We start from the raw sequence: 25076 nt of genomic DNA on the forward strand, positions 1-25076 counted from the left end.
AATGTCCAGTATGACCGTCGCCGAGTTTGCCAGTGAACTCAAGAAATCCCCCGACACGTTGCTTGAGCAACTGAAGTCGGCAGGTGTTGCCAAGTCGGCCGCATCTGACAAGCTCACAGAATCTGACAAGCAACGTCTGTTGAGTTTTTTGCAGCTCAGCCACGGTACCAATACGGGCGAGCGTAAAAAGATCACCCTGGTCAAAAAATCGACCACCGAGATCAAGCAGGCCGATGCCACCGGCAAGGCGCGCACCATCCAGGTGGAAGTGCGTAAAAAACGCACTTTTGTGCGCCGTGACGAAAGCACTGAAACCACCCCGGCGGCGCCGGAAGATGCGGTTGATCAAGACGCGCAGCACCCGGCAACGCTGCAGATCGACCATGCCGAGTTGGCACGTCGTGAAGAGGAAGCTCGCCGCCAGGCCGAGTTGATCCGCCGCCAGGAAGAAGAACTGGCCGAGCGTCGTCGTCAACGTGAGGCGCAGGAAGCACTTGCCCGCGATGCCGCTGATCGCGCGGCCGCTGAAGCAACTGCAGAGCGCGCGCTGGCGCAACAGCAAAACGAGCAGGCGCCGACCGCGGCAGCTGCTGAAGCGGTGATCGATAGCAGCCTGCAAGCTGCCAGGGAGGCCGCTGCAGCACAGGTTGAGGCCAACAAGGAAGCTCAAGAGCAATTGAAGTTGCAAGCCCGGGAAAAGGCTGCGCTTGACTCCAAGAACATGCTGGCCGAAGAGCAGGCCCGCGCGGTGGACTTGAATGCACGTCGTCAAGTAGCCGAGTCCGAGGCGGCTGCCATCCGCTTGATGATGTCGCAGCCGGGCAAAAAATTGCCGCCCAAGAAAGAAGAACCCAAACCGGCGGCCAAATCCGCCGAGGCGGCCAAGGCAGGCATCAAAGGCACGTTGCACAAACCCGCGGGCAGCCCGACGGGCAAATCCCCAGCAGCCGCTGCGACCACCGCTGGTGCGGCTGCGGGTGCTGGCAAAGAGGTCAAATCGGCCAAGCTCTCCAGCAGTTGGGCGGGCGACCCGGCCAAGAAAAAAGGCATTCCAACCCGCGGCGACACCGGTGCTGGCGCCGGTCGCGGCGGCAACTGGCGCGGCGGGCCGCGCGGCCGCCGTGGCAGCAACGACCGCGGCCATGAAGATCACCATCAGGCAGCGCCGGTGGAAGTGCGCGTGCTCGAAGTGCACGTGCCGGAAACCATCACGGTGGCTGAACTGGCCCACAAGATGGCAGTCAAGGCCTCCGAGGTGATCAAGCACCTGATGAAACTGGGTCAGATGGTCACCATCAACCAGCCGCTGGATCAGGACACGGCCATGATTCTGGTCGAGGAAATGGGTCACAAGGCCGTTGTGGCGGCGCTTGACGACCCGGAAGCCTTCACCGATGACGAAGTGTCGCAACAGCAGGCAGAGTCCTTGCCGCGCGCCCCCGTGGTGACCGTCATGGGCCACGTGGACCACGGCAAGACGTCCTTGCTGGACTACATTCGCCGCACCAAGGTGGCCTCGGGCGAAGCCGGTGGCATTACCCAGCACATTGGCGCCTACCATGTGGAAACCGAGCGCGGCGTGGTGTCGTTCCTCGATACCCCCGGCCACGAAGCGTTTACCGCCATGCGGGCCCGTGGTGCGCAGGCCACCGACATCGTGATTCTGGTGGTGGCGGCCGACGACGGCGTCATGCCGCAAACCAGGGAAGCCATCAAACACGCCAAGGCGGCCGGGGTGCCGATCGTGGTGGCCATCACCAAGGTGGACAAGCCCGACGCCAGCCCCGAGCGCGTCAAGAACGAGCTGGTGGTGGAAGACGTGATTCCCGAGGAATTTGGCGGTAGCTCACCGTTTGTCTCAGTGTCGGCCAAAACCGGCCAGGGCATTGATGCCTTGCTCGAACAGGTGCTTTTGCAGGCCGAAGTTCTGGAGTTGAAGGCGCCTGTTGACGCCATGGCCAAGGGCTTGGTGATTGAGGCGCAACTCGACAAGGGCCGCGGCCCGGTAGCCACTGTGCTGGTGCAATCCGGCACCTTGAAAACCGGTGATGTGGTGCTGGCCGGCCAGACTTTTGGCCGTGTGCGCGCCATGCTCGACGAAAACGGCAAACCCGTCAAAACAGCGGGTCCGTCGATTCCGGTGGAAATTCAGGGTCTGACCGAAGTGCCGCAAGCCGGTGATGAATTCATGGTGCTCTCAGACGAGCGTCGGGCCCGTGAAATCGCGACCTACCGTGCTGGCAAGTTCCGTCACACCAAGCTGGCCAAGCAGCAGGCCGCCAAGCTCGAGAACATGTTCACCGACATGACTGCGGGCGAGGTCACGATGGTGCCGATCATTGTCAAGGCCGACGTTCAGGGCTCGCAGGAGGCCTTGTCGCAGTCCCTGCTCAAACTCTCCACCGACGAGATCAAGGTGCAATTGGTCTATGCCGCCGTGGGCGCCATCAGCGAGTCCGATGTCAACCTGGCGATTGCGTCCAAGGCCGTCATCATCGGCTTCAACACCCGCGCCGATGCCGGTGCCCGCAAGCTGGCCGAGAACAACGGTGTCGATATCCGTTACTACGACATCATTTACGACGCCGTTGATGAGCTCAAGCTGGCCATGTCGGGCATGCTGACACCGGACAAGAAGGAAGAAGTCATTGGTACCGCCGAAATTCGCCAGATTTTCAAGGTGTCCAAGATCGGCTCCATTGCCGGCTGTATGGTCACCGCAGGTGTGGTGCGTCGCAGCGCGCGCTTGCGCCTATTGCGCCAGAACATGGTGGTGATGACCGGCGAACTCGAATCGCTCAAGCGCTTCAAGGACGACGCCAAGGAGGTGCGCGAAGGCTTCGATTGCGGCTTGAACATCAAGAACTACAACGACATCGAAGTGGGTGATGTGCTGGAGTTCTTCGAGATCCGCGAAGTGGCGCGTACGCTGTGATTCACCGGGACTGACCTGTGCATAAAAAATCTGCCACGCCCAACCGCGCCTTCAAGGTCGCCGATCAGATCCAGCGTGATCTGACCGAATTGATTGCGCGCGAGCTGAAGGACCCGCGGGTCGGCATGGTCACCATTCAGGGCGTCGAGGTGACGCCAGACTACGCCCATGCCAAGGTGTATTTCAGCCTGCTGGCAGGTGACGTGAAGGCTTGTACCGAGGGTTTGAACCAGGCCGCCGGCTTTTTGCGCGCCGGCCTTTTCAAGCGGCTGCACATCCACACCGTGCCTACGCTGCATTTCATTTTCGACCAGACCCCCGAGCGCGCCGCCGACATGAATGCCCTGATTGCGCGCGCTGTCGCCTCGCGGGCCAAGGAAGACTAAACCGATGAATGCGCCGCGTGCACGGGTTGCCAGGCGCCCCGTGCATGGGGTGCTGTTGCTTGACAAGCCCTTGGGCTGGTCCAGCAATGATGCGCTGCAAAAGGTGAAATCGCTGTTGCGCGCCGAAAAAGCGGGCCACACCGGCACGCTCGATCCGCTGGCCACGGGGGTGTTGCCGCTGTGTTTCGGAGCAGCGACCAAGTTCAGTCAGTTGCAGTTGGATGCTGACAAAACTTATGAGGCGGTGCTGAGCCTTGGCGTCAAGACCAGCACCGGTGATGCCGAAGGTGATGTGATCGAAACCCGGCCGGTAACGGTCAGCGAAGAAGATGTGAGGCGGGTGCAGGCACTGTTTACCGGGCCGATCAGCCAGGTGCCGCCGATGCACAGCGCCTTGAAGAAATACGGCAAGGCGCTGTACGAATATGCGCGCGCCGGGATAGAAGTGGAACGGGCCTCGCGGGAGGTCAGGATTCATGAATTGCAACTGACGCTGGAGTCAGTGGAAACAGTGCAGGCAAGCATCAAGCTGGTGGCCAAGTGCAGCAAGGGAACGTACATCCGCACGCTGGGCGAAGACATCGGCGAGGCCCTGGGTTGCGGCGCGCATTTGAGTGCGCTGCGCCGTATCGCCACGGGTGGCTACGGCGTGGAGCAGTGTGTCACGCTGGAGGCGCTGCAAGCCATGAGTGAAGACCAGCGCCTGGCCTGCCTGTTGCCGGTGAATTCTCTGCTGGGTGAGCACACAGTGGTCACACTGGACACGGAAAATGCAGGGCGTTTTCTTTCAGGCCTGCGTCGCCGTGGCGACTGGCCAGATGTGGCGCAGGTGGCGGTGTATGCCAGCGAGGATGCCAGCTTGCTGGGTACCGCGCACGTCAAGTCGGGTGAATTGATTCCTGGTCGGCTCTTGAGCCCGCCCGAAATTGCGCAAATGAAAAGTTTGAATACGAGTGTGAAAGATGCTGGGACAGATGTGAGCGCAGGGTGCGCTGTCCTGAATTAATTTAAGAGAAAGTGAACCATGTCCAATAAACAAATCCGAAACATCGCCATCATCGCCCACGTTGACCATGGCAAAACCACCATGGTGGACCAGTTGCTGCGCCAGTCGGGCACCTTTGCCCAGCACGAAAAGGTGGTTGACACCGTGATGGACAACGACGCGATCGAAAAAGAACGTGGCATCACGATTCTGGCCAAGAACTGTGCCGTGACCTGGAAAGACACGCACATCAACATCGTGGACACCCCCGGCCACGCCGACTTCGGTGGTGAAGTGGAACGTGCCCTGAGCATGGTGGACGGCGTGGTGCTGCTCATTGACGCGCAGGAAGGCCCCATGCCGCAGACCCGTTTTGTGACCAAGAAGGCACTGGCCCTGGGCCTGAAGCCGATCCTGGTGGTGAACAAGGTGGACAAGCCCGGTGCGCGTCCCCAGTTTGTGGTGGATGCCGCCTTTGATTTGTTTGACAAGCTCGGCGCGACCGATGAACAGCTCGATTTCCCCGTGGTGTACGCCTCGGGCATCAACGGCTGGTCGTCGATGGAAGAGGGTGGCCAGGGCGAACAATGGGGTCCCGACATGTCGGCCCTGTTCGACACCATTCTTGACCATGTACCGCATCAGCAGGGCGACCCGGCAGCGCCGCTGCAACTGCAAATTTCGGCGCTCGACTTCTCCACCTTTGTCGGTCGCATTGGCGTGGGCCGTATCAGCCAGGGCACCATCAGGCCGATGATGGACGTGGTCGTCATGGAAGGCCTGGATGGCAAGGCGGTCAAAGGCCGTGTCAACCAGGTGTTGACCTTCGAGGGCCTTGAGCGCATGCAGGCCACCGAGGCCGGCCCGGGCGAAATTGTGCTGATCAACGGCCTGACTGATATTGGCATAGGCGTGACGATCACCGATCCGACCAATCCGATGCCGCTGCCCATGCTCAAGGTCGATGAGCCGACCCTGACCATGAACTTTTGCGTCAACACCAGCCCGCTGGCCGGTCGTGAGGGCAAGTTTGTCACCAGTCGCCAGATATGGGACCGTCTGCAAAAAGAACTGCAGCACAACGTGGCCTTGCGCGTCAAGGAAACCGACGAAGAAGGCATCTTCGAAGTCATGGGCCGCGGTGAACTGCACCTGACCATTCTGCTGGAAAACATGCGTCGTGAAGGCTACGAACTGGCTGTTTCCAAGCCGCGAGTGGTGTTCAAGGATATCGACGGCGTGCGTTACGAGCCCATTGAAATGGTCACCGCCGACATCGAAGAGCAGCACCAGGGCGGCGTCATGCAGGCCTTGGGCGAGCGCAAGGCCGACCTGATCAACATGGAATCGGACGGCCGTGGCCGTGTTCGTCTGGAATACCGCATTCCGGCGCGTGGCCTGATCGGTTTCACCAATGAATTCATGAACCTGACGCGCGGCTCTGGCCTGATCTCCAACATCTTTGACAGCTACGAGCCGCACAAGGGCGAGATTGGCGGCCGCAAAAATGGTGTGCTGATCTCCATGGACGCCGGTGAAATCTTCAACTATGCGCTGGGCAAGCTCGACGACCGAGGCCGCATGTTTGTCACGGCCAATGACCCGGTCTATGAAGGCATGATTGTGGGCATCCACAACCGTGACAACGACCTGGTGGTCAACGCCACGCGCACCAAACAGCTCACCAACTTCCGCGTCAGCGGCAAGGAAGACGCGATCAAGATCACGCCGCCGATCCAGTTGACGCTGGAATACGGTGTGGAATTCATCGAGGACGACGAGCTGGTCGAAATCACGCCCAAGTCGATTCGCCTGCGCAAACGCCACCTGTCAGAGCATGAGCGCAAAAAAGCCGGCCGCAACTGCTAATTGAAGCTCTCGCATAACCGCGCCGTCTGGCTGATGGTGGCGGTGACCCTGATGTGGTCCACCGCCGGCGTGGTCACGCGCCATCTGGAGCACGCGCAGAAGTTCGAGGTGACTTTCTGGCGCAGCTTTTTCACCATGCTGTGCCTGCTGGTGATGCTGCCGCTGTTCAAGGGGCGCGCCGTTTTTGGCCGCATGCGCCATGCTGGCTCAGCCTTGTGGCTGTCCGGCTTGTGCTGGTGCGGCATGATGACATTTTTCATGGTGGCCATCATGCTCACCACGGTGGCCAATGTGCTGGTCACCATGGCATTGAGCCCGTTGCTGACTGCCCTCGCGTCGCGCTTTTTTCTCGGCCACCGCATTGCGCTGCGCACCTGGCTGGCGATCGTGGTGGCGGGTGGTGGCATTGCCTATATGTATGCCAGTCAGTTGGGCCAGGGCATCAGCCTGGCCGGCACCCTGGTGTCGCTCTGTGTGCCGATGGCAGGCGCTGCCAACTGGACCATCACCCAGCACGCCCATGCGCAAGGCAAGAACATCGATCTGATTCCTGCCGTGCTGGTAGGCGCGGCGCTGTCGGCTCTGGTCACGCTGCCGCTGGCCTGGCCCTTTCAAGCGTCGGTCCACGATTTGTCGCTGCTGTTTGGTCTGGGGTTGGGCCAGTTGGCGATTCCCTGCGTGCTGGTGGTGGTGTGCGCGCGGGTCTTGAAGGCACCCGAAGTGGCGCTGCTGGGCTTGCTCGAAATCATCTTTGGCATCCTGCTGGTTTGGCTGGGGGCCGGTGAGGTTCCAACGCACGAGGTGCTGACAGGCGGCACGCTGGTGATTGGTGCCCTGGTGGTCAATGAAGCATTGGCTTGGCGGGGCAGGGCGGTGATGCCATGAGTGACGTGCTGTGCGAGGTGCGTGGCCGGCTGGGGTGCATCACCCTGAACCGGCCCCGGACGCTCAATGCGCTCACGCTGCCCATGATCCGGGACTTGACGCTGTGCCTGCTGGCCTGGCGCGAGGATGAGCAGGTCAACGCAGTCGCGCTACGTGGCAGCAACAAGAGCGGGCCGTTCGGTGCCTTTTGCGCCGGTGGCGACATCCGCTTTTTTTACCAGGCCCTGATGTCCGGCGACCCGGCACCCGAAGACTTTTTTACCGAGGAATACACCCTCAACCACCTGATTCACAGTTACCCCAAACCCCTTGTCGCCTTTATGGACGGCGTGGTGATGGGCGGCGGCATGGGCATTAGCCAGGGGGCATCGCTGCGACTGGTGACAGCGCACAGCAAACTGGCCATGCCCGAGACTGCCATCGGGCTGTTTCCTGATGTGGGTGGCGGCTATTTTTTGAGCCGTTGTCCTGGTTTCGCGGGTGAGTGGCTGGCCCTGACCGGAACCAGTTTGGGCGCGGCAGACGCGATCGGGCTTGGGCTGGCGGACCATTGTCTGGATGCCCGACGCCTGCCGCAAGCCTGGGACGCGCTGGTCCGCATCGATTTGATGGATGCGGATCAGACGGCGGCCTGGCTGGCTGAGTTTTCATGCCTTGAGACGGCTGCCATGACCTGCGACAAGCGCCGGATCGACGCTTCTTTCTCGCTGGGTTCGGTGAGCGCAATAGTGCATGCGCTAGAAGCCGATGCCTCCGACTGGGCCCGGCACACCGCCACCCAGTTGCGCCAGCGCTCGCCGCTGATGATGCATGTGGCGCTGGAACACATTCGCCGGGCGCGCTCTCTCACGCTCGCGCAGGACTTGCGCATGGAGCGCGACATGATGCGCCATTGTTTTTTCCCACGACATCTGGGGCGCGGCACTCGCCAGACCGAGGTCTCGGAAGGCATTCGCGCGCTGGTCATCGACAAGGACAATGCGCCCAAGTGGAAGCCCGCGCGCATCGAAGACGTGACCGCCGACATGGTGGCTCCCTTTTTTGACAGCCCATGGCCGGCGCACAGCCACCCGCTGCGGGCGCTGACCCCAACGGATTAAAGCTGGTGGTAAACCGCCTGCGCCAGCGCCATCAGTGACGCGTGTGGCAACTGGCCAGCCAGTGCATAACCGAAGCCCTGGTCCACCCAATAGAAGCTGGGTATTCCTGCCTGGGGCTCGAACCGGAATCCGGTTTCCTGGCTTGCCGCGCCCACGGCTGACTTGTCCATGGCGCCCAGATAAAGCGTCACGCGCTGCCCCGCCGCGTTTTCAAACATGAACTGCGCGCGCGCGCCAGCTTCGCCGGGCAACAGCCGCCCCCCCACCAAATCAAAGCCCTGTGCTGTCAAATCTGGCACCTTGAGCGGTTTGCCAAGACGCTTGGACAGCCACTGCACCAAATGTGCTTGCTCCAGCGCGGTGACTTCTACCGGGTGGCGAACCTCTGGCGCATAAACAGTGTGGGCCAGTACCGCCTGATGCACAAATTCACGCTCAGGTTTTGCGCTCGCCATGCTGGGTAGCGTGGTTTCAGGCCCCCCCATTTCCTGCCAGTTGGCGTTGGCCAACCAACCGGCACCAAATGCCAAGAGCACACTGGCAGCCATGCCGCCATAACGCCACCAGTGGCTTCCCGTTGTACGGAAGGCGTCGCCAGCCTGTGCAGCCTGAAGCAGAGTGTGCGGTACCGCCTCAGCCAGAACCTGGGCATGCAGGCGCTGCAAGGTGTCACGCTGGTGCTGCCACTGCGTCAGCCTGGCTTGGGCGTCAGGTTCATCTGCCAGCCTCGTCCGCAGCGCGGCCAGAGCGTCGGGCGATCCCTGTCCATCTACCAAGGCGTGGAGTTCATCGTCAGACAAGGGGCGGTCAGGCGTGCGATTCATGGTGGGGTGTGCTTATTTCAAACGGTGAAGCGTCATCGGGCGGATGGTCGGCGCGTGACCAGCGGCCCCTTCTGCGGGCAAACGCGCGGGTTCATCCAGCATGGCCTGCAAACGGGCTCTGGCACGCGACAGGCGCGACATCACGGTTCCCAGCGGAACGCCGGTGACCTTGGCAACCTCGGCATAAGTCATGTCCTCCATGCACACCAGCAGCAAGATTTCGCGCTGCTCCGGTGGCAGGCGCAGCAGACAACGTTGCAGGTCGAGCGCCAGATCGGGATGCGACGCGGGCGCCGGCAGTTCATCGGCCAGATCGTCGATGTCAAGCAGCGCCGTTTGCCGGCCGCCGGGTGACTGGCGCAACTGGTTGACAAACAGGTTGTGCATCACACTGAACAGCCAGGCGCGCAAGTTGGTACCCACCAGCCACAAGCGCCATTTGTTGCAGGCACGCTCCAGCGTGTCCTGCACCAGGTCATCAGCCGCCCAGGTATCCCCCGTGAGCGCCCGCGCATACCGGCGCAGGGCGGGAATCTGGGCAACGATGAGTTCTCGGCTCATTCAGGGTTTGGCGACTTGCCAGACCTTGTTGAAGCCATCGCCGGTCTTGTCGCCGGGCTTGCTGTCCTTGGACCAGTAATAGACCGGCTTGCCCTTGACCGCCCATTGTTTGCTGCCGTCGTCGCGTGTGATGATGCTGAAGTCGCCACTGGCCATCTCGCCCGTGGCGGCGGCAAGTGGTGGCCAATTGGCGGCGCAGGGGCCGTTGCAGACGGACTTGCCGCTGCCAGCCGCGTCCTTGTCAAAGGTGTAGAGCGTCATGCCGTTGGGGCCGACCAGCACGCCATTGGCAACCGTGACGGGCGCCGCAGCCACCGAGGCGCAGGCCGTCAACAAGACCACGGCGACAGAGGTCAAGGAAAACGCGGATGAATTGAATCTCATGGTGAACTCCAAAGTTGGGGATAAGCAAACAAGTGTCTGCATGCCCATGAACACTTCGCTCAGCGGTTTTATTCCATCGGCGTCCAAATAAATAATCGCATCGGGATTTTCATGGCGTGACTACAATCCGCGCGAACCCCGCATTCTCTATGAACACCGTCCAAAAATCCGTTTTAATTGACTGCCACCCGGTTGCGATGTGCTGGCGGGCCGCGTCTTGGTGAACCGGGCGGTGGTGACTGTTGAAAAGATGGTCTGGCAGAGCCGGGTGGTGGCGCTGTGAGCCTGTTCAAATCGGCCTCGGTGGTCTCGGGCCTGACGCTGCTGTCACGCATCACCGGGCTGGTGCGCGAGCTGCTGATTGCTTCCACCTTTGGCGCATCCAGCATGACCGACGCCTTCAACGTGGCGTTTCGCATTCCCAATCTGTTTCGGCGCTTCTTTGGTGAAGGGGCTTTCAGCCAGGCCTTTGTGCCGGTGCTGGCCGCCTCCAAGGAACAACAGGGTGACGCCGCCACCCGGCTGCTGATCGACCGGGTGGCCACGGTGCTGGCCTGGGCCTTGCTGGGCTTGAGCGTGCTCGGTGTGCTGGGTGCGGCCGGGCTGGTGTGGGCCATGGCCAGCGGCATGCAGCAGGACCCGCGCGGTTTTGAGGCGGCGGTGGTGTTGACACGCTGGATGTTTCCCTACATCGCTTTCATGTCGCTGGTGGCGCTGGGCGCAGGGGTGCTCAACACCTACAAACGTTTTGCGGTGCCGGCCGCCACCCCCGTGCTGCTCAATATCTGCATGATTTTTGCCGCCTGGTTGGGCGCGCCCTGGTTCAAAACGCTCGGGCTGGAACCCATTTATGCACTTGCGGGCGGCGTGCTGCTGGGCGGTGTGCTGCAGTTGGCGGTGCAATGGCTGGCCTTGAAGCGCATGGGGCTCAGCCCCCGCCTGAACTGGCGCTGGTCGGCCATCAGGCAGGCCAGGGCCGATGGTGGCACGCAAAATATTCTCCGCCTGATGGGGCCGGCCTTGCTGGGCGTCAGCGTGGCACACCTGTCGATGCTGATCAACACCCAGATCGCCTCGCACCTGGCACCGGGCAGCGTCAGCTGGATCACCTACGCCGACCGCCTGATGGAATTCCCCACGGCCATGCTGGGCGTGGCCATGGGCGTGGTGCTGATGCCGCAGCTGGCCGGTGCCCGCGCCGGCGGCGACTCGGTGCGCTACTCGGCCATGCTCGACTGGGGTCTGCGCCTGGTGGTGGTGCTGGCCGTGCCCTGCGCCCTGGCGTTGCTGGTATTCCCGCTGCCGCTGGTGGCGGTGCTCTACCACTATGGCGCCATGACCGACTTCGACGTGAGCCAGGTCACCCACGCGCTGATGGGCTGGGGCGTGGGCCTGATCGGCATTGTCGCCATCAAGGTGCTGGCGCCCGGCTATTACGCCAGCCAGGACACCAAAACCCCGGTCAAGGTGGCGGTGGTGGTGCTGGTGCTGACCCAGTTGCTCAACCTCGTGCTGGTGCCTGTTTTTGCCCATGCCGCGCTCACGCTGTCGATCGGCATTGGCGCCATGGTCAACGCGCTGTGGCTGCTGCTGGGCTTGATGAAGCGTGGCAGCTACAAGCCCGAGCCGGGCTGGGGCCTGTTTGTGCTGCAGGTGCTGGCGGCCTGCGTCTTGCTGGGCTTGTTTTTGGTCTGGGCCAACAGCCACTTTGCCTGGACCGCGCTGCGCGCCGAGAGTTTCAAGCGGATCGGGTTGCTGGCGCTGATTCTTGCTGGCTCAGGCGTTATTTACTTTGTCGCCTTGTGGGCAGCCGGCATGAAACTGCGCCAGCTGTTAAGACGATAGACAATAGGCCCCATGAACCTGTCCCTGAACGTCCCCACCCCGCTGGAGTACTTTGCGTCTCTGGTGCACAGCGACGCTGATTTTCCGCTGCTGGAAGCCGCCATCAGCCTGGCACAGGACGAGTACCCCGATCTCAGCGTGCAGCAGGTGCTGGGCGATGTGGACCAGTTGCTGGCGCGCCTGAAGCGGCGCATTCCTGCCGACGCCGGGTCGCTGCAAAGGCTGCGCGTGCTGAACCAGTTTGTCTATCGCGACCTGAACTTTGCCGGCAATTTCAACAACTTCATCGACCCCGACAACAGCTACGTGCATGTGGTGCTGCGCACGCGTCTGGCCATTCCCATTTCACTGGCTGTGATCTGGCTTGAGCTGGCCCAGGGCATTGGCTTGAAGGTGCGCGGCATCAGTTTTCCGGGGCACTTCATGGTCAAGGTCAATCTGACCGAAGGCCAGGTTGTCATCGACCCCTTGACTGGCAAATCGCTCAGCCGCGAAGAGCTTTCCGAGCGGCTCGCGCCGTTTCAGGAGTTGAATGGTTTTGACGAAGAGCAGGAACTGCCGCTGGGTCTGTACCTGCAGGCGGCGCCCCCGCGCGACATCATTGCCCGCATGTTGTTCAACCTCAAGGACGTCCATGCCGCGCAGGAAGACTGGGGGCGACTGATTGCCGTGCTCGACCGGCTCATCGTGCTGCTGCCACAGTCTTGGCCCGAGTACCGTGACCGCGGTCTGGCGCATGCCGAAGCCGGGCACCGCGGGCATGCCCTGGAAGACCTGGAGACCTATCTGGCCAACGAGCAGCAGGCCGCCGACCGCAGCGCCATTGTCAACCGGGTGGCCGAGTTGCGGCGCACCACACATTAAGAATTGCAGGTTTTGACCTGTTCCCAAGCCCCAATTCAAGGAGTGTTCCCATGCCTGCCCAAGCCCTGATGCCGCGCGACCCCGTGCCCGCCCTGAACGTTGCCCTGACCACGGGCGGGCGCTTTGTGCTCGGCGCCAACCCTGGTGAACATTTTGATCTGGTGGTTTTCTACCGTGGCCTGCATTGCCCTATTTGTGCCAAGTACCTGATCGAACTGGAGCGCCTGGCTCCCGAGTTTGCCGAGCGCGGTGTGCAGTTGCTGGCGGTTAGCAGCGACGACGCGGAACGCGCCGGGCAAATGGCCGACAAGGTCAGTGCCAAAAGCCTCCCATTTGGCTATGGCCTGAGCCTGAAAAGTGCGCGCCAATGGGGGCTGTACATCAGTGCCGGACGCGGTAAAACGTCCATCGGCATCGAGGAACCCGCGTTATTCAGCGAGCCGGGTGTTTTTATCGTGCGACCGGACGGCACGCTCTACTACGGCGCGGCGCAAACCATGCCGTTTGCCAGGCCACAGTTTCAGGATTTGCTGGGTGCCATCGACTTTGCCATTGCCAAGAGCTACCCGGCACGCGGCGAATACACCGGCGAGGTGTAAATATTGATGTCGGCCAGTGCTTGAGCGGGCATGAACGCTGAATGGGCCTTCAAAAGCGCGCTTGAATTGTCGCGCGCCATCGCCAGCCGCCAGCTGTCACCGGTGGCTTTGATGCACGCCACGCTGGCCCAGGCCGAACGCCTCGATCCCGGGTTGAACTGTTTCGCCACCTATGCGCCGGAGCAGGCGCTGGCGGCGGCGAAGCGGGCCGAACAAGCCGTCATGTCTGGCCAGCCCATCGGCCCCCTGCATGGCCTGCCGATCTCGGTCAAGGATCTGATTGCGGTCAAAGACCTGCCATTCAGCTCTGGCTCGCGCGCGATGGCCGGCAACGTGGCCAGCGTGAATGCGCCATCGGTCGAGCGCATCCTGGCGGCCGGCGCCTGCATCATCGGTAAAACCACCACCAGCGAATTTGGCTGCAAAGCCGTGGGCGATTCACCGCTGACAGGTATCACCCGCAACCCGTGGGACACCCGCAAGACGCCGGGTGGCTCCAGCGCCGGCGCGGCAGCCAGCGTGGCAGCGGGCATCACCCCTTTGGCCCTCGGCACCGATGGAGGCGGTTCGATCCGGATCCCGGCCTCGTTGTGTGGCCTGTTTGGCATCAAGGCCCAATTTGGCCGCGTGCCGGTGTACCCGGTTGCCGCCACACCCACGCTGGCGCATGTCGGGCCGTTGACGCGCACCGTGCGCGACGCGGCCCTGTTGCTGTCGGTCATCAGCGGGCATGACCTGCGCGACCCGTTCTCGGTTGCCGGGCCGGTGCCCGACTACCTTGGCGCCTGCGACTTGCCGGTCAAGGGCATGCGCATCGCCTGGAGCCGCACACTTGGTTATGCCAGGCCGGACCCCGAGGTCGTGGCCATCGCCGAGCGGGCCGCCCGCGTGTTCACGGACCTGGGTTGCGAGGTGGTCGAAATTGACAAAGTTCTGGATGAAGACCCGGTGGCGATGTGGACTTCGGAGTTTTATGCCGGTGTCGGGGTGCGGCTCAAAAGGCAGTTGGCCGAACAGCGCGAACTGCTGGACCCGGCCGTGGCCGACATGCTCAAAGACGCTTTGGCGCAAAGCTCGGAGGCGTATTACACGCAGGTGTTTCGGCGCTATGAGCTGCGCGACAAGATGCGGCTATTTTTTGAGCGCTTTGACCTGCTGCTCACGCCCACTTTACCCTGTGCGGCGTTTGATGTCGGTCTGAACACGCCGCCCGGGTTGCCTGATCGGAACATTGTGGACTGGGTTTTCTACACCTACCCTTTCAACCTGACCGGCCAGCCCGCGGCGTCGATCCCTGCCGGTTTGACCCGGACGGGCTTGCCGGTGGGTTTGCAGATAGTGGCCAGAAGCCACCACGAAACCGATATTTTTCGCGCCGCTGCTGCTTTAGAAGCCAGCCAGCCTTGGCGCTACCTCAGTGAAGCAACTGGTCATTTTTTGGGCACCGGCTGCCAAGCCATATCTGGAGCGGCTTAGCACTCTTGTGCAAGCAGTTATCCACAAGGTAGCGCACATAAACTTTGGGTAAGTTTTTTTATGCATCACACGCCTGACAAAGACGCCATCGCCATGCTGCCGCCCTTTGCGCGGCTGGGGCTCGATCGCATTGCGCTCGTCACTTCAGAGGCTCAGGCCCATGCCGCCTTTGCAACGCTGGCTGTTGCACGTGCCTGGGGTTTTGACACCGAGTCGAAACCAACCTTTCGTGTCGGCGAAGCGTCCGACGGGCCGCACATCCTGCAGTTGTCCACACCTGAGCGCGCCTGGGTCTTCCAGTTGCACGACCCCACCTGCCGCGCCGTGGCGGCTGAGTTGCTGCAAATGAAAGGTGTTGCCAAGGCCGGCTTCGGCCTGCGCGACGACCGCAAGCGCATTATTGAAAAACTGGGCGTGGAGCCCGTCGGCATCCTGGAACTGAACACCGTGTTCCGGGAGCGCGGTTACCGCAAGGACATGGGGGTGAAAGGTGCGGTGGCGGTGCTGTTCCAGCAGCGCTTCATCAAATCAAAAAAAGCCGCCACCAGCAATTGGGCCAATCCCCAGTTGACCGAGGCGCAACTGGTGTATGCCGCCAACGACGCTTATGCCGCGATCCGGGTGTTCGATGCGCTGGGGCTGGGGCTCAGCCCCGGGATGACCAGCTTCAGTGGGTGACGAACTCGTAGGCCACTTCTTCGCTGTCCACCATGTCGAGCAGGTCGTTCAGCAGGTCGTCGTCCTCCGTGCTGCTCCAGGTTTCCTCGGGGTCGCTGGCAAACAGCGGCTCGATGGCGATGTCCAAAAATTGACCGTTGGGCAGCTTCAACACGTGGCCGCCCTCCGAGGTTGCCGCCAGTTCCCAGTCGTCCGGGACCGACATTTCCAGCTTGATGGTGACATTGAGTTTTTTCATGGTGTTCCTTGATTGCCAAGACGGCGAGGTTAACCGAAATGGTTTGGCAGGCATAGTGCGGCGCGTGCGCATGGCTTACAGCCCGCGCTGCCAGCTCGGTCGCAGTTTGGCAGACTCGGGGCGATGCATGGCATTTTCGACCTCTCGCAACAAACGGTCTTTTTCCGCGCCCAAAATCCCCTTGAGCACCAGCCAGTTTGAGGCATGGTCGCTGCGAAAAACGGTGCGCTTGAGCTCCAGCGCCCGCAGAAACTGCGCCATTTCGGCAAACAGCTCCTGCGGGTTGAGCGGTTCCCACTGCGGAAAACCCTGGCGAAACCGGTCTTCGCCCTGCGGAAAACTCACCACCAGCGTGGCCAGAAACTCCGGCTGGGTCAGGTTGACCAGGCGGGCCGAGTTGGCTGCATGTTGCTGCGACAACTGGCGGCCGCCGAGCCCGTTGAGCAACATCACCGAGCGGGTGATGCCAGCCGCGCCCAGCTTGTCCAAAGCGTCGCGGGTGGTCTCAAAAGTTTCGCCCTTGTTGACGTGCCGCAGCACGTCATCGTCGCCGGACTCCGCGCCCACATACACCAGCGACAAACCCGCTGCGTGCAACTCCAGCAGTTCCTGCACCGTTTTGTGGCGCAGGTTGCGCGGCAGGCAGTAGCTGGAAATGCGCCGCACTTTGGGCAGATGGGTTTTGATGGCGGTCAGCAGCGTCATCAGCCGCCGGGTGGACAACACCATGGCATCACCATCGCCAATAAAGACCCGCTGCACCTGGCCGGCGAACTGTTCACCGCAGTGGCGAATGGCGTCCAGGGTCTCCTGCTCGTCACGCACGCCAAACTTCTTTTGCGGCGCGGTGTACATCTCGCAATAGGTGCACTGGTTCCACGAACAGCCATTGGTGATCGGCAGGATCAGCGACTCGGCTTCGCTTGGCGGCCTGAACACCGGATCGACATAACGGATGGGGAAAATCTGGCTCATGCCACCTTGATGGCATTGCCGAACGCCACGCGGCCGCGCACCATGTCAGCCTCGGGCTTCGGGTCGGGGTAGTACCACACGGCATCGGTGAGCATCTCGCCGTTGATCAGCAGCGAGTAGTAGCTGGCCTGGCCCTTCCAGGCGCAACTGGTTTTGTGATTGCTGAAGGTGACGTACTCTTTTTTCAACGCGCTCTCGGGAAAGTAATAGTTGCCTTCCACCAGCACGGTGTCGTCACTCTCGGCGATGACGATGTTGTTCCAGCTTGCTTTCATGGTTTAAAGTTTCTCCGGTGCGCAGTGACCGGGCGATGTTACAGCGTCGGGTAGTCGGTGAGGCCGGTCGGCCTGCGCCACCCAGATAATCGCCCTGTTCCTTTCACGCAGCATTCAACCCGGCAAACATCCCATGAGCGATTCACAGTTTTACCCCATCGGTACCCCCGGCCAGGCTTGGGGGCCGGCAGAGCTGGCCCAATGGCGCATGCGCCAGGTGCGCCAGCGCAGTTATGCCGACGATGTGCTCAGCAGCATCGAGCGCTTCGCCGAGCGTTTTGACGTGTCGAGTTACGGTGAAGTGGCCTATGCGGACGAGCGTTTTCCCCTGCTGACCATCCGCAGCCGCAACTGGCGCCCGGAATTGCCCACCGTGCTGGTCACCGGCGGTGTGCACGGCTACGAGACCAGCGGCGTGCACGGCGCGCTGCGCTTTGTGGACGAACACGCCCACGCCTATGCCGGCCGGGTGAACCTGCTGGTGGCGCCGTGCGTGAGCCCTTGGGCGTATGAACACATTCAGCGCTGGAACTTTGACGCCATCGACCCCAACCGGTCGTTTCGCGAAGTCAGTCCGGCGCAGGAGTCCGCCGCGCTGATGCGGCTGGTGACGCCGCTGCACGGGCAGTTTGCAGCCCACATCGACCTGCACGAAACCACCGACACCGACGCGTCGGAATACCGCCCCGCCGTGGCCGCGCGTGATGGCAAGCCCTGTGAGCCTTGCACCATTCCGGACGGTTTTTACCTGGTGGACGACGCGGCCAACCCCCAGCCCGCGTTCCAGCAGGCCATCATTGAAGCCGTGGCGCGCGTCACGCACATCGCCCCGGCGGATGCGCAAGGCGGCATCATCGGCTCACCGCTGGTGGCGCAGGGTGTCATTCACTACGCCATGAAGGAACTGGGTCTGTGCGCCGGCATCACCGGCGCGCGCTACACCACCACCACCGAGGTTTACCCCGACAGCCACCGTGCCACGCCAGAGCAATGTATTGGCGCGCAAGTGGCAGCGGTGTGTGCGGGGCTGGACTTTGTCTGCCAGAGCGGCCACTGACGGCAAGCTGCAAGCCCGCATCAGTGGCAGGCTTTGGTGGGGCGTCGGGGACCTTTCGAACAGAAGGCGCTTTACATCTGTGCGGGCGCTGCCGCTTCGTCCATCCAGAACACCTCCCACTGGTGGCCGTCCAGGTCGGCAAAGCCGTGCTGGTACATGAAACCGTGGTCCTGCGGCGCATTTGGCGTGGTGGCACCGGCGGCCACGGCCTTGCGCACCACTTCTTCGGCCTCGCCGCGGCTGTCCACTGACAGCGCCAGAATGACTTCGGTGGCCTTGTGGGCGTCGCTGATCGGCTTTTTGGTGAAGCCCTGAAAGAAGGGCTCCACCAGCAGCATGGCGTAGAAGTTCTCGCCAATCTCCAGGCAGGCGCCTTGCGCGTTGGTGAATCGCTGGTTGAACGTGAGACCCAGGGCCTTGAAGAAGGCCTGCGAACGGGCCATGTCCTTGATGGGCAGGTTGACGAAGATTTGTCGGAACATGATGGGTTCTCCTGGTCGTTGGTGAGTGCGCGAGGCTCAGGCTTTCTGGCTGGCTTCCATCTGCTTGAACTTGTCCAGCGCCTGGCTGGGCGGGAACTCGTCGAGCTCGATGAGTTGGCGCAGCTCGATCACGGCCTCTTTGCCTTTGCCGGCCGGGTTGGGGAAACGCCGGCTCCATTCCAGGGCTTCTTCGCGGTTGCGCACCTTGATCAGTGTGTAACCGGCGATAAGTTCCTTGGCTTCGGAAAACGGCCCGTCCACGATGCGTTTGCCCTCTGGGCCATAGTGCACGCGCCAGCCGGTGCGGCTGGGGTGCAGGCCGCTGCCGTCAAGCAGCACGCCGGCGCGCATCAGCTCCTCATGGTAGGCGGCCATCTCGGCCATCAGTTCCTCGGGGGCTTCGGGCGTGACCTCGGCCTCGAACTCGGGGCAGGATTTGACGATGATCATGAATCGCATGGGGGTTCTCCTTCGTGGCTCAGGTCTTGCAGGCCGGCGGCGCCATGTCTGGCTGCATCATGCTGTTGTGGTTGCCTTCGGTATCGCGGAACACCACGTACTCGCCCACGCCGGGAATCGCCATGGGTTCGCCGATCACCTCACCGCCCGCCGCCTTGACGCGCTGCATGGCCGCGCGGATGTCTTCGACGCCAATCACCACCGACGGGTGCTGCATCGGCCAGTCTGGCTTGAAAGGAAACAGGCCGCCGTTGATAGAGCCCAGCGCCGCTTCGGGCGGCACGGCCGGTCGTGCGCCGGGCGGCGCGGTGCTGACCAGCAGGTGGTCGCCCATCTCGGGGCCGAGCATCTGGTGGGTCCAGCCAAAGGCGGCGGCGTAAAAGCGCGCTGCGCGCTCGCGGTCCTTGTAGGGCATTTCAAAATGCACGACGGAACACATGGGAACGGTGGTAGTGCTCATGGACTTCTCCTCACAGGTTCACCTTCGCTCACTTCACCAGTTGCAATTTTGACCACAGCCTAAAAACCCTGATATTCCACATGGATATGCGGTGGCGAGTGGTCGTCGTGCCACGCTCTCCTTTATGGGTCAGACGAGCCTGGCTTTGCGTTTTGACTTGGGTTTGTCAGCAGGCAGCAGGCTGGTGTACTTTTGGTACAGCTCAAACAAAAACGCCACGCGCTCGGCGTCGCTTTTGTAGTGCTTCTTGCCACCACTGACCTCGTAGGCTTTGTCCACGGCTGTATCCAATCTTAGGTGCGCCTTGAGCAATTCGGGCGGCATGGTGAGCGGGTCGTACAGGTCGGCCAGCGTGGCGGGCTGATCGCCGGTCTGGAATCTGGCGCGTACGTCGAGCACGGTTTGCGCAGCGGCTTCAATGGCTGTTTGCGATGGATGATGCGGCGTTAAAGGCTCAGTAGTCTTGGCGACTGAAGCAAATTCTGGCCAGGGGAAGTTGTTGTAAACGATGTCTTTGGAATAGCGGTAGCGGCTTTCGAGTCGACCACAAGTGGCTCGTACCCAGGCGTTGTGCATGGTGCTGGAGAGGACGCCGAAGTGAAACAACGTTGCATTGGGCGCGAGTTTGACCAGATTGCTGCATAAGGTGGCTGGCTGCTCAAAACCAAAGGGAATGAATAGCCGACGCTCTGACGAGACTTCAGGCATCACCAAATAAGGCGTGGTTGGCATGTTTTCCACATGAAAACGTGTCGGTGTGGCAGCCAGCTTTTGCGTGGGCAGACTCTTGCTGTTTAGCCGGGCAGCCTTGACCGCCTGCACTCGCTTCATGGCTTGCGGCATGGCGCGCAATTCGCCAGGAAGGCAGTCGCCCAACCACAAGCACCAACGTTCGTAGCCATTGATGAATTCAATCGAACCCAGCCAGCGGCGAAACCATTTTTCGCTGGCCGGTTCTTCAGCGATAAATGCTAGCTTCTCTTCCGTGGTGAAAAGGTAATTACCGTCGTCAATGGGTTTGTTGCCAATGCCGATTTCTGGCACATCGCAAATCGGTTTGGATCGACGCGGCAACACCACATCAGGCGCGTCAACCAAATACGGGTTGATATTGGCGACTTGGACAGCATGCGGCTCGCCCCGGATGTCGTCGTATTCAAAAATCACTTTGCCCGGCAGGTCTTGCAGCCCAAACCCAATGATCACGCAATGCACGGCGGCCTTGCCAGAAGCCTCGTTGCTCCAGCTGAAGGTGCGGTGCGCGAAGTGAATGTGCACACCTTGCGCCAGCAGCCAGCCCCACAACACGCCGACCTGTTCGCCTTGCGTGATGCTGTTGGTGGAAACGAAGGCACACCGGGTATTTGCCGGCGCCGCAGCACTCGCCAGCACATCACCACGCAGGTAATGCGCCGCCTTCACATACCAGGCCGCCACAAAGTCCAGCAAACCCGCGTTGCCAACGCCTGCAAAGACCAGTTGGGTGTCTTCACGCTGGCTATCGTCCATGAACTTGGCGCCCACAAACGGCGGATTCCCCAGCACAAAACTGCAGCGCTCAGCCGGAATCACCTCGTTCCAGTCCAGACGCAGCGCATTGCCGTGCACGATGTGCGGCGAGGTGCGCAGCGGAATGCGGGCAAAGTACAGGCCGAATTCTTCGCTCACGCGCAGGTTCATCTGGTGATCCATCAGCCACAGCGCCACCTGGGCAATCTGGGCCGGGAACTCTTCGATCTCGATGCCGTAAAACTGATCGACATTGATGCCAATCAGGCCATGAATGTCCAGCCCCATTTGCCCGTCGGTAATGCTGGCGCGCAGCACGGCCAATTCAAGCTCACGCAACTCGCGGTAGCTGATCACCAAAAAATTTCCACAGCCACATGCTGGGTCAAAAAAGGTGAGGGTGCGCAGCTTTTTGTGGAACTCGAACAGCCGGTTCTTGTTGTTTTTGACCTTGGCAAATTCTGCCCACAACTCATCCAGAAACAACGGCTTGATCAGCTTGAGGATGTTTTCCTCGGACGTGTAATGCGCGCCCAAGTTGCGCCGCGCCTTGTCGTCCATGATGCTCTGGAACAGGCTGCCAAAAATGGCCGGGCTGATCGATGACCAGTCCAGCGCGCAGGCATCGAGCAGCGCCTCGCGCATGGCAGCGGTGAAGTCGGCCATGGGCAGCGGCTCGGAAAACAGCTTGCCGTTCACATACGGGAACGCGGCCACCTGTTCGTCGAGCGCCTGGCTGCGCTTGGGCTCGTCGGTATTGAGCACTTGAAACAGTTGCGCCAGACGCGAACCCAGGTCGGAGCCATCCGCTGCGGTGCGCTCTTCGATGAAGGTGCGCAACGACTGCGCCGGCTGAAAAATGCCGGTGTCGTCGGCAAACAGGCAAAACAGCAGGCGCACCAGCAGCACTTCGAGCGGGTGGCCGCTGTAACCACTGGCCTTGAGGGCGTCGTGCAGGCGCCCCATGCGCTCGGCAGCCTTGATGTTGACCGGGTTTTGCGGCTGGATGGTCTGCACCTTGTAACCCGCCACAAAGCCGAACAGCTTGATGTGTTTGTGCAGGTCTTTCAGGGCAAATTCAAAGGTCTCGTTGGTGGTGAGACGGTGCACGCGAAAACGTGCAAAGTCACAAACGATGACCAACTGGGGCAAGTCGCGCTCGGCGATACCGGGAAAGTAGGACAGTGCCTGCGTGAGTGCCGCGTCCAGATTTTTGCCGCGCGACTTTTGTTCCACCAGCAACATGCCGGGCCAGAACAGATCGACAAAACCATCGGTCTTGGCCTTGAGGCCGGGCAGCTTTTTGACCGCGTGCTCAAAGGTGGCCACGCGCTTGTCGGTGATGCCGAAGATCTCGAAAAAATCAATCCAGAACGGCTTGCCCTGGCTGTCCTCATTGGCCGCGTCAGACCAGGTGCGGCTGAAGGTAAGCGCGCGGGATTTGATTTCGTTCCAGGAGAGGGGCATGGGCCAGCCTATTTTTTTAATTGCGAGGGCGACCAGATCGATCAGTGGTGCCAGACGATCACATCGTCCAATGTGATTCCCCAAAACTCACCACGTCGGCAGGCTGTCAGCCGGTCATTCGCCAAGTGCGACCCCACGAGGGTAGTCATGCCGATGCCAGGTTACTGAATACCTGTTTCAACACCCTAGGCTGTTGCTCGGCAATGGTGATCAACGTGCGCGCGGCGCCAGAGGGTTGTCGGCGGCCTTGTTCCCAGTCCTGCAGTGTGCGAACGGATACGCCCAACAAGTTGGCAAACTCCAGTTGGGACAAGCCCGATTTCATGCGGGCTAGCGTGACAGCAGGCACTTCGATGCTGGCAACCACTTTGCCTTTGCCTGCTTTCATTTGGCGCACCGACAGAAGGAGCTCGGCACCGATGTCGCGTTTGGCGTCGCGGGCGAGCAATTGTTTTTCAGTCATGGGCATTTTCAATCTCCTGCTTGAGCTGTTTCAGCACATCCGTTGGCACGTTGTCACGGGCGCTTTTGGCGTAGATCAACAGCAACCATATTTCACCATTTGCCAGCCTGTTGAAATACACCACACGCACGCCACCGCGCTTACCGGTGCCTTTGCGTGACCAACGCACTTTGCGAACACCACCTGATCCTGGCACCACATCGCCTGCGTCTGGCGCATGGGCCAGCCAGCTTGCAAATTCGCCTCTTTCGTCTTCATTCCAATAGTCGGGCCACAGACCCTGAAAAAGTGGGGTTTCGACGATGGTCAGCATGGTGAGTCAATTATACGGCTTTGCCGTAGTAACTCATCATTTTCCCCAACAAGCTTGTACGATAGCGTCAACACAAGGAGGATTCCCAATGGCAACCAACGACAACCAAAAACTCGCCGTCTTGATAGACGCTGACAACGCGCAGGCATCCGTCATCCAGGAACTGCTGGCTGAGGTGTCGCGCTACGGCACAGCCACCATCAAACGCGCCTATGGCGACTGGACCACCACCAACCTCAAGGGTTGGAAAGATGTGCTGCACACCATGGCCATCCAGCCAATACAGCAGTTTGCCTACACCAGCGGCAAAAACGCCACTGACTCGGCCTTGATCATTGATGCCATGGACGTGCTGCACGCGGGCAGTGTGGACGGCTTTTGTCTGGTGAGCAGCGACAGCGACTTCACCCGCCTGGCCACCCGCATCCGCGAAGCCGGGCTGCTGGTCTACGGCTTTGGTGAACGCAAAACGCCAGAACCCTTTGTGGCCGCGTGCGACAAGTTCATCTACACCGAGATTTTGCGCACCGAGCCCGAAGAAACCAAACCCGGCCAGGAGTCGGTGGCCGAGTTACCCAAGCTCAAGCCGATGATCCTGAACGCATTGAATGCCATCGCCCGCGAAGACGGCTGGACCACGCTGTCAGCCCTGGGCAGCCAGATCAACCGCAGCCACCCGTCATTCGACCCGCGCAATTACAAATTTGCCAAACTGGGTGAACTGATCCGTCAGCAATCGGCGTATCTGGAAGTGAAAGAAGTCAAGAGCGGCGAGGGGGATGCGGTGCAGACGCATTTGCATGTGCGGCGCAAAGTGGCTGGTGCGAAAGCCTGATGAGCCCTGTGCGTCAGTCGTGGCGTGGGTTGAAGCTTGACGATGCCTTGGATTGATGTGTCAAATTGGCCTCTAGCCTTATGCATAGTGCGAAAGAAGCTATTGAATATGGAGCAAATTCAAACCATCTGAATCACCAGCTTCTTGCCGCAGGCTTGCGCGTATTTGCGCAGTGTGGCGAAAGACGGGGAGTGTTTTTCACTGCGCAGTGATGCTTCGAGCCGGGACACCGCTGACACGGTGGTGCCCATGCGACTGGCGACCTCGGCTTGAGTCAGACCTGCCGTTTGGCGGGCTTCCAGCATGGTGTGCAGCGCGGTGTATTCCTCCTCCAAGGCATCGAATGCCTCTTTTACGCCGGGTTTGGCTAGCAGCGTCTTGCGGAACGTCGCGTCATGCGGAACGGGTTGATAACCGGTTTTAGCCATGTTGCACATCCTTTAAGCGTTTACGGGCCAGGCGCAGCTCTGCGTCTGGAGTTTCTTGGGTCTTTTTCACGAACGAGTGCAGCACCACTGCAATAGATTTGCCCACCTGCGTGCAATAAACCACGCCCCAATGCCTTCCGGGCCTTTGGGACTACTTGCACGAGGCATTACGCAGCCAAATGAACACCGCGCCGTGACAAGTCGGGTTGACCTGCCAGCAGGCCAGCTACGGAAATATCTTCATCCAGTGCATCCCAATGTAGCCCGCCTTTGCTCAGCTCAACTTGCGCACGTTGCGCCGGGGTGGCCTGCAGCAGGCGAGGAAACCAGGCGAGCGGCGCGGCGATGGTGCGGCCATCGGCCAGACTGACCCACAGGTTGTCGTCGTCGAAGCGCACGGCTTTAGGCGAAGTGTTCATTCCAGCTCCTTTCGATGAGTTCCTTGTTGGCGGTGACGATGCCGAGCAGTTCGCGCAATGTGCGTGCATCAAAACCGTCACTGTCTGCCAGATAGATGGTGGGAGTCAACCAAAATTTGGCCTCGCCGTCAGCGCTACGGACATGAATGTGCATGGATTCACGGGGAATTCCTTCGTTGGAATAGAAGAAAAACCGGAATGACTTGTAGCGGAAGACGACGGGCATGGTGGTGATGGTTCAGCTTGACTGGTCTTCGTTCAGTAGGGTGAATTTATATGACAAATATGCCTCTAGTGCTTATTCG

General features: G+C 60.9%; 29 protein-coding genes and 1 pseudogene. 13 read left to right on the plus strand and 17 right to left on the minus strand.

From position 1 onward, the window contains the following. Position 1: 1 nt before the first annotated feature. From infB to PHF15_RS05755, 6 genes are read left to right on the plus strand one after another with little or no spacing between them, the layout of a single operon-like run. Entirely contained in the window at positions 2-2935 is a 2934-nt protein-coding gene (gene infB / locus PHF15_RS05730; RefSeq protein WP_300119641.1) for a translation initiation factor IF-2, read from the plus strand. A gap of 17 nt (positions 2936-2952) precedes the next feature. Then, positions 2953-3321, plus strand: coding sequence for a 30S ribosome-binding factor RbfA (rbfA, locus tag PHF15_RS05735; RefSeq protein ID WP_296542054.1), 369 nt, complete (start codon positions 2953-2955; stop codon positions 3319-3321). A 4-nt stretch (positions 3322-3325) separates the two neighbouring features. After that, positions 3326-4327, plus strand: a complete 1002-nt coding sequence (gene truB / locus PHF15_RS05740) for a tRNA pseudouridine(55) synthase TruB (protein WP_300119643.1) — start codon at positions 3326-3328, stop codon at positions 4325-4327. Between the two features lie 18 nt (positions 4328-4345). Next, entirely contained in the window at positions 4346-6175 is a 1830-nt protein-coding gene (gene typA / locus PHF15_RS05745) for a translational GTPase TypA (RefSeq protein WP_300119644.1), read from the plus strand. Further along, a complete protein-coding gene (locus PHF15_RS05750; RefSeq protein WP_300119646.1) occupies positions 6176-7060 on the plus strand; it encodes a DMT family transporter in 885 nt (294 codons plus the stop codon). Further along, a complete protein-coding gene (locus PHF15_RS05755; RefSeq protein WP_300119647.1) occupies positions 7057-8160 on the plus strand; it encodes an enoyl-CoA hydratase/isomerase family protein in 1104 nt (367 codons plus the stop codon). Before PHF15_RS05750 ends, PHF15_RS05755 begins: the two co-directional genes overlap by 4 nt. Here the strand turns inward: PHF15_RS05755 and PHF15_RS05760 are convergent. From PHF15_RS05760 to PHF15_RS05770, 3 genes are read right to left on the minus strand one after another with little or no spacing between them, the layout of a single operon-like run. Beyond that, complete coding sequence (locus PHF15_RS05760) at positions 8157-8984, minus strand: anti-sigma factor (RefSeq protein WP_300119648.1); 828 nt, start codon at positions 8982-8984, stop codon at positions 8157-8159. The genes PHF15_RS05755 and PHF15_RS05760 overlap by 4 nt on opposite strands. A gap of 12 nt (positions 8985-8996) precedes the next feature. Continuing rightward, a complete protein-coding gene (locus tag PHF15_RS05765) occupies positions 8997-9545 on the minus strand; it encodes an RNA polymerase sigma factor (protein ID WP_300119649.1) in 549 nt (182 codons plus the stop codon). Next, positions 9546-9929, minus strand: a complete 384-nt coding sequence (locus PHF15_RS05770) for a hypothetical protein (protein WP_300119651.1) — start codon at positions 9927-9929, stop codon at positions 9546-9548. It lies immediately after the preceding gene. Positions 9930-10208: 279 nt separating this feature from the next. Between PHF15_RS05770 and murJ the strand changes: the two genes are divergently transcribed. Genes murJ through PHF15_RS05795 form a run of 5 tightly spaced genes read left to right on the plus strand, consistent with a single transcriptional unit; the run spans position 10209 to position 15391 of the window. Next, the gene (gene murJ / locus PHF15_RS05775; RefSeq protein WP_300119653.1) at positions 10209-11774 is read left to right on the plus strand and encodes a murein biosynthesis integral membrane protein MurJ; all 1566 of its coding nucleotides are present in this window, start codon (positions 10209-10211) and stop codon (positions 11772-11774) included. A gap of 12 nt (positions 11775-11786) precedes the next feature. Further along, positions 11787-12638, plus strand: a complete 852-nt coding sequence (locus PHF15_RS05780) for a tetratricopeptide repeat protein (protein WP_300119654.1) — start codon at positions 11787-11789, stop codon at positions 12636-12638. A 50-nt stretch (positions 12639-12688) separates the two neighbouring features. Next, the gene (locus PHF15_RS05785; RefSeq protein ID WP_300119656.1) at positions 12689-13237 is read left to right on the plus strand and encodes a peroxiredoxin-like family protein; all 549 of its coding nucleotides are present in this window, start codon (positions 12689-12691) and stop codon (positions 13235-13237) included. 30 nt (positions 13238-13267) lie between these two features. Further along, positions 13268-14713 carry an amidase gene (locus PHF15_RS05790; RefSeq protein ID WP_300119658.1) on the plus strand — a complete coding sequence of 482 codons (1446 nt, stop codon included), beginning with the start codon at positions 13268-13270 and terminating at the stop codon, positions 14711-14713. Between the two features lie 60 nt (positions 14714-14773). Next, positions 14774-15391, plus strand: coding sequence for a 3'-5' exonuclease (locus PHF15_RS05795; protein ID WP_300119659.1), 618 nt, complete (start codon positions 14774-14776; stop codon positions 15389-15391). Here PHF15_RS05795 and PHF15_RS05800 read toward each other — a convergent pair. The 3 genes from PHF15_RS05800 to PHF15_RS05810 all read right to left on the minus strand — a co-directional run bounded on the left by PHF15_RS05800 (position 15381) and on the right by PHF15_RS05810 (position 16879). Beyond that, positions 15381-15629 carry a hypothetical protein gene (locus PHF15_RS05800; RefSeq protein WP_300119660.1) on the minus strand — a complete coding sequence of 83 codons (249 nt, stop codon included), beginning with the start codon at positions 15627-15629 and terminating at the stop codon, positions 15381-15383. The genes PHF15_RS05795 and PHF15_RS05800 overlap by 11 nt on opposite strands. Positions 15630-15704: 75 nt before the next feature. Next, positions 15705-16604, minus strand: a complete 900-nt coding sequence (locus PHF15_RS05805; RefSeq protein ID WP_300119662.1) for a radical SAM protein — start codon at positions 16602-16604, stop codon at positions 15705-15707. Next, positions 16601-16879, minus strand: a complete 279-nt coding sequence (locus PHF15_RS05810) for a DUF427 domain-containing protein (protein WP_300119663.1) — start codon at positions 16877-16879, stop codon at positions 16601-16603. Before PHF15_RS05810 ends, PHF15_RS05805 begins: the two co-directional genes overlap by 4 nt. Positions 16880-17012: 133 nt before the next feature. Here PHF15_RS05810 and PHF15_RS05815 point away from each other — a divergent pair, with 133 nt between their 5' ends. Beyond that, on the plus strand, positions 17013-17936 hold the full coding sequence (locus PHF15_RS05815) for a M14 family metallocarboxypeptidase (RefSeq protein ID WP_300119664.1): 924 nt from the start codon (positions 17013-17015) through the stop codon (positions 17934-17936). Between the two features lie 71 nt (positions 17937-18007). On the opposite strand, the gene PHF15_RS05820 is transcribed toward PHF15_RS05815, so the two are convergent. The 7 genes and pseudogenes from PHF15_RS05820 to PHF15_RS05845 all read right to left on the minus strand — a co-directional run bounded on the left by PHF15_RS05820 (position 18008) and on the right by PHF15_RS05845 (position 23089). Then, positions 18008-18418 carry a VOC family protein gene (locus PHF15_RS05820; RefSeq protein WP_300119665.1) on the minus strand — a complete coding sequence of 137 codons (411 nt, stop codon included), beginning with the start codon at positions 18416-18418 and terminating at the stop codon, positions 18008-18010. Positions 18419-18454: 36 nt separating this feature from the next. Then, positions 18455-18877, minus strand: a complete 423-nt coding sequence (locus tag PHF15_RS05825; protein ID WP_300119666.1) for a YciI family protein — start codon at positions 18875-18877, stop codon at positions 18455-18457. A 19-nt stretch (positions 18878-18896) separates the two neighbouring features. Continuing rightward, positions 18897-19337: a VOC family protein gene (locus tag PHF15_RS05830; protein WP_300119667.1), complete on the minus strand. Its 441-nt coding sequence runs from the start codon at positions 19335-19337 to the stop codon at positions 18897-18899. A gap of 59 nt (positions 19338-19396) precedes the next feature. Next, positions 19397-19447: pseudogene (locus PHF15_RS16960) on the minus strand (hypothetical protein); the annotation flags it as partial. A gap of 19 nt (positions 19448-19466) precedes the next feature. Further along, positions 19467-22313 carry a DNA methyltransferase gene (locus PHF15_RS05835; protein ID WP_300119669.1) on the minus strand — a complete coding sequence of 949 codons (2847 nt, stop codon included), beginning with the start codon at positions 22311-22313 and terminating at the stop codon, positions 19467-19469. 145 nt (positions 22314-22458) lie between these two features. Beyond that, positions 22459-22776, minus strand: a complete 318-nt coding sequence (locus PHF15_RS05840; protein WP_300119671.1) for a helix-turn-helix domain-containing protein — start codon at positions 22774-22776, stop codon at positions 22459-22461. Beyond that, positions 22769-23089, minus strand: coding sequence for a type II toxin-antitoxin system RelE/ParE family toxin (locus PHF15_RS05845; RefSeq protein ID WP_300119673.1), 321 nt, complete (start codon positions 23087-23089; stop codon positions 22769-22771). The genes PHF15_RS05840 and PHF15_RS05845 overlap by 8 nt, the downstream gene beginning before the upstream one ends. Before the next feature lie 88 nt (positions 23090-23177). Here PHF15_RS05845 and PHF15_RS05850 point away from each other — a divergent pair, with 88 nt between their 5' ends. After that, positions 23178-23924, plus strand: a complete 747-nt coding sequence (locus tag PHF15_RS05850; RefSeq protein WP_300119675.1) for an NYN domain-containing protein — start codon at positions 23178-23180, stop codon at positions 23922-23924. A 119-nt stretch (positions 23925-24043) separates the two neighbouring features. Here PHF15_RS05850 and PHF15_RS05855 read toward each other — a convergent pair whose 3' ends face one another. From PHF15_RS05855 to PHF15_RS05870, 4 genes are read right to left on the minus strand one after another with little or no spacing between them, the layout of a single operon-like run. Next, entirely contained in the window at positions 24044-24352 is a 309-nt protein-coding gene (locus PHF15_RS05855; protein WP_300119676.1) for a helix-turn-helix transcriptional regulator, read from the minus strand. After that, positions 24345-24476 carry a type II toxin-antitoxin system RelE/ParE family toxin gene (locus PHF15_RS05860; RefSeq protein ID WP_366520582.1) on the minus strand — a complete coding sequence of 44 codons (132 nt, stop codon included), beginning with the start codon at positions 24474-24476 and terminating at the stop codon, positions 24345-24347. The genes PHF15_RS05855 and PHF15_RS05860 overlap by 8 nt, the downstream gene beginning before the upstream one ends. Before the next feature lie 43 nt (positions 24477-24519). Further along, positions 24520-24771 (minus strand): DUF2442 domain-containing protein, encoded by a 252-nt coding sequence (locus tag PHF15_RS05865; protein WP_300119677.1) that lies wholly within the window; start codon positions 24769-24771, stop codon positions 24520-24522. Continuing rightward, positions 24755-24997: a DUF4160 domain-containing protein gene (locus tag PHF15_RS05870; RefSeq protein ID WP_300119678.1), complete on the minus strand. Its 243-nt coding sequence runs from the start codon at positions 24995-24997 to the stop codon at positions 24755-24757. Before PHF15_RS05870 ends, PHF15_RS05865 begins: the two co-directional genes overlap by 17 nt. Between the last annotated feature and the right edge of the window lie 79 nt (positions 24998-25076).

Origin of the sequence: Rhodoferax sp. (assembly GCF_028689295.1) — a bacterium.
GTDB lineage: Bacteria > Pseudomonadota > Gammaproteobacteria > Burkholderiales > Burkholderiaceae_C > Rhodoferax.

Coding starts and splice junctions, on each gene's coding strand:
- PHF15_RS05845 (WP_300119673.1), bottom strand. CDS start 23,089: ATGCTGACCATCGTCGAAACCCCACTTTTTCAGGGTCTGTGGCCCGAC.
- infB (WP_300119641.1), top strand. CDS start 2: ATGTCCAGTATGACCGTCGCCGAGTTTGCCAGTGAACTCAAGAAATCC.
- PHF15_RS05755 (WP_300119647.1), top strand. CDS start 7,057: ATGAGTGACGTGCTGTGCGAGGTGCGTGGCCGGCTGGGGTGCATCACC.
- PHF15_RS05805 (WP_300119662.1), bottom strand. CDS start 16,604: ATGAGCCAGATTTTCCCCATCCGTTATGTCGATCCGGTGTTCAGGCCG.
- PHF15_RS05795 (WP_300119659.1), top strand. CDS start 14,774: ATGCATCACACGCCTGACAAAGACGCCATCGCCATGCTGCCGCCCTTT.
- PHF15_RS05810 (WP_300119663.1), bottom strand. CDS start 16,879: ATGAAAGCAAGCTGGAACAACATCGTCATCGCCGAGAGTGACGACACC.
- typA (WP_300119644.1), top strand. CDS start 4,346: ATGTCCAATAAACAAATCCGAAACATCGCCATCATCGCCCACGTTGAC.
- PHF15_RS05790 (WP_300119658.1), top strand. CDS start 13,268: ATGAACGCTGAATGGGCCTTCAAAAGCGCGCTTGAATTGTCGCGCGCC.
- PHF15_RS05840 (WP_300119671.1), bottom strand. CDS start 22,776: ATGACTGAAAAACAATTGCTCGCCCGCGACGCCAAACGCGACATCGGT.
- PHF15_RS05825 (WP_300119666.1), bottom strand. CDS start 18,877: ATGCGATTCATGATCATCGTCAAATCCTGCCCCGAGTTCGAGGCCGAG.
- PHF15_RS05865 (WP_300119677.1), bottom strand. CDS start 24,771: ATGAACACTTCGCCTAAAGCCGTGCGCTTCGACGACGACAACCTGTGG.
- PHF15_RS05800 (WP_300119660.1), bottom strand. CDS start 15,629: ATGAAAAAACTCAATGTCACCATCAAGCTGGAAATGTCGGTCCCGGAC.
- PHF15_RS05855 (WP_300119676.1), bottom strand. CDS start 24,352: ATGGCTAAAACCGGTTATCAACCCGTTCCGCATGACGCGACGTTCCGC.
- PHF15_RS05765 (WP_300119649.1), bottom strand. CDS start 9,545: ATGAGCCGAGAACTCATCGTTGCCCAGATTCCCGCCCTGCGCCGGTAT.
- PHF15_RS05830 (WP_300119667.1), bottom strand. CDS start 19,337: ATGAGCACTACCACCGTTCCCATGTGTTCCGTCGTGCATTTTGAAATG.
- PHF15_RS05760 (WP_300119648.1), bottom strand. CDS start 8,984: ATGAATCGCACGCCTGACCGCCCCTTGTCTGACGATGAACTCCACGCC.
- PHF15_RS05780 (WP_300119654.1), top strand. CDS start 11,787: ATGAACCTGTCCCTGAACGTCCCCACCCCGCTGGAGTACTTTGCGTCT.
- PHF15_RS05820 (WP_300119665.1), bottom strand. CDS start 18,418: ATGTTCCGACAAATCTTCGTCAACCTGCCCATCAAGGACATGGCCCGT.
- truB (WP_300119643.1), top strand. CDS start 3,326: ATGAATGCGCCGCGTGCACGGGTTGCCAGGCGCCCCGTGCATGGGGTG.
- PHF15_RS05770 (WP_300119651.1), bottom strand. CDS start 9,929: ATGAGATTCAATTCATCCGCGTTTTCCTTGACCTCTGTCGCCGTGGTC.
- PHF15_RS05785 (WP_300119656.1), top strand. CDS start 12,689: ATGCCTGCCCAAGCCCTGATGCCGCGCGACCCCGTGCCCGCCCTGAAC.
- PHF15_RS05835 (WP_300119669.1), bottom strand. CDS start 22,313: ATGCCCCTCTCCTGGAACGAAATCAAATCCCGCGCGCTTACCTTCAGC.
- PHF15_RS05815 (WP_300119664.1), top strand. CDS start 17,013: ATGAGCGATTCACAGTTTTACCCCATCGGTACCCCCGGCCAGGCTTGG.
- PHF15_RS05870 (WP_300119678.1), bottom strand. CDS start 24,997: ATGCCCGTCGTCTTCCGCTACAAGTCATTCCGGTTTTTCTTCTATTCC.
- PHF15_RS05850 (WP_300119675.1), top strand. CDS start 23,178: ATGGCAACCAACGACAACCAAAAACTCGCCGTCTTGATAGACGCTGAC.